Origin of the sequence: Streptomyces sp. WAC06614 (assembly GCF_003949795.1) — a bacterium.
Taxonomy (GTDB): domain Bacteria; phylum Actinomycetota; class Actinomycetes; order Streptomycetales; family Streptomycetaceae; genus Streptomyces.
Window position 1 is genome coordinate 1 of record NZ_RPRY01000548.1, and the last position, 2,698, is coordinate 2,698.

Consider the following 2,698-nt stretch of genomic DNA (forward strand, 5'->3'; position numbering starts at 1 on the left):
GGGTAGCGGCGACCTCGTAGCCTCCCGCAGGGGTGGGGCCGGCGACCAGCTCACCGCCGAGCATCGTGGTGCGCTCCCGCATCCCGGTGAGTCCGTGCCCGGAGCCGGGCGAAGGTCTCGCCGGGACTTCGGCGAGGGCATTGAGGACCCGCAGGTGCAGTGCGTCGCGAGTGTAGGTGAGTGCCACGCCTGTCTGTGCTCCGGGAGCATGGCGCAGGACGTTGCTGAGGGCTTCCTGAACGATGCGGTAGGCCGACAGCTCCACCCCCGGCGACAGCGGGCGGACCGTGCCCTCGACACGGAGGGTGGCGGGCAGCCCGGCAGCGCGCACGCTGACGAGGAGGGCATCGAGTTGTGCGAGCGAGGGCTGGGGGGTGGTGTCCAAGGTGGTGTCGTCGTTGTCCGTCCGCAGCAGGCCGAGGAGGGTTCTCAGTTCGGCCAGCCCTTCCAGCGCGGTGGCCCGGATCGAGGCCAGCTCGGTGACCAGCACTGGTGGGGGGTCCGGCACACGGTAGGGCGCGGCGTCGGCCTGGATGGAGATCAGCGACATGTGGTGGGCGACGACGTCGTGGAGCTCGCGGGCGATCCGGGCGCGCTCTTCGAGGATGGTGCGTTGCGCCCGTTCCTGGGCGGTGGCGGCGATCTGCTCGGTCAGGCGAGCATGATCCAGGCGGCGGCCACGGGCCACCGCGCCGATGAGGACGGCGAGTGCGAACAGGAGGACGGCGCCGATGATCACGTTCCACGAGTCAGTGGTATGCCCGGACAGCTTCAGCACGACAGCCAGCAGGACGCTGAGCAGCGTCGCGGCGATCGCGGAGAACAGCCGCACCCGGAGCGTGAGAAGGAACAGGATGCCGGCGTGGACCATCCACACATAGAGCTGGCTGTTGGGGGCGGGCGAATACTCCAGCGTGACGGCGGTGAGCGCTGCCATGGACAGCCACCAGGCGGGAGCCGGCCAGCGGAGTGCGACCACGAGTGTGGCAGCGTGCGCGTATGGCAGGGCAGGGGTGGTCGTCTCCGTGGCGGCAGCGGTCAACGCGGCTGCCAGGAACACGGCGGTGTGGGGAAGCCAGCGCAGCCAGCGGGGCCAGGCCAGCGGAGGCATAGGGCGGGCATGGAAGGTGACGAGGTCCGCGATCACCCTGCGCAGGCCGCTGGCCCGGGTGGCCGCATCATCGCGCGGCAGGCGGCCCTCCGCGCGGGCAGTCGGCACGGGCACGGGCACGTGATCGGTATCAGACATCACGAGAGCTCCGTTGGGGCATCCCCGGCACCACCCGCATTGTGGGTCCGGGACGCCCACCGCGGTGTCGGAGGCAGGAAGACATGCGCCTGTGCGATGACGCGCGATGGCGGAACACGCACTCGTGGTGGCCGGGCGGAGGGCAGCTCAGGACAGCCGGGCAGGTAGGTCTCGGATCTCTCATGGGACTCACCTCCAGATGCTCGTCCGGAAACGAAAATACGGAGGGATTTCCCTGTGGGCATCCTTCTGGAGAGCCCTGTCCCGCGTAGCTCTCCAGGGGGACAAGGGTGACACGCCGGTCTTGGCGACCTGTCCCTGTAGCACCACGGACCTACGCAAGGCCCAGGTCCACGAGGGCCGTCCCTCTCGTTCTGATCGGTGACAGCGGCACCGGCAAGTCCCACCCGCTCATCGGGATCGGTACCGCGATCGCCGAAGCCGCCTCTCGGTCCGCTGCACCACCACCTCGGCCCTGGTGAACGAGCTCGCCGAAGCCGACGCGAGCCGCCGCCTGTCCTCCGTCATCGCCCGCTACAGCAAGTTCGGTCTGCGGATCTCCTCCTGGGACGGCATGGCTTCGCTCCGGGCCCACTCGTCCGCTTCGCAGGCGGACCTCAGTCGCTCGTGGCTGCGCAGCAGGTCGGACAGTACGCTTGGAGATCGGGGAGGTAGGAGACGTCGGTACGGAAGTGGTTGCAGCCCGCGCACCGGAGCCGGATGGGGCAGCTCTGGCCGCCAGCCGCCACGTTCGAGAGTTCCCGGCAGACGTCGTGAGGGACGCTCACTTTTCTGATCGCGCGTCGGACGTGCTCGGATTCGAGCAGCGACGGGGCTTTGCGCCGTACGCGGGTGCCATTGCGATCGAACTGCAGGTCCACCACCCGGTCCACCACGTCCCTTCAACGTTGTCAGTCCTGGTGTGAGAGCCGTCGGCTGCATAGGTGCCCCAGTCGCCAGCAGCGGCTCGCCGCCACTGTACGAGGCCTTGAACCGCGATGGGCGGTCCGGAGCGGGTGCGCTCGTCCTGTCCACCTGAGCGCTACGGATCGTTGAGGCGCAGGGCATGGTGCCGCCGTTGGGGACAGGTGAGCCTGTGGCTGCGGGGCGCCTCCCTGACACCTCGCAGGAGCGGGCCCTGGCCGTGTCGGTGCGATGCTTCCTGTGGCACAGGGAGTCGAAGGAAGGCCCGTGTCGACGAGCGTGGCGGTGGTGTCGAGCGTGGCCGTCTTCACGAGCCGGCAGGGCTCGTGGCCCGCCGGTCGGGCTGCTGCTCCGGGGTGCGTGTCAAGACGGTGCGCCGGCATTTCCGGCATTGTCGGCAGCAGCGGCGATGGCTTGCAGGCCGGCGATGTGGAGCTGGACCAGTGCGGCCGAGCCGGCCGCCGGCTCGTCTCCGCGTCGGCCGTACGGGGGAGGCCCGGGCAGGGTGGCGGAGGTGTGCGGCGT

At 69.8% G+C, this 2,698-nt stretch carries 1 protein-coding gene; it reads right to left on the reverse strand.

The genetic code is table 11. From position 1 onward, the window contains the following. On the reverse strand, positions 1-1,249 hold a 1,249-nt coding region (locus tag EF918_RS34480), incomplete at its 3' end, for a sensor histidine kinase (protein WP_260610966.1). Positions 1,250-2,698 lie beyond the last annotated feature (1,449 nt).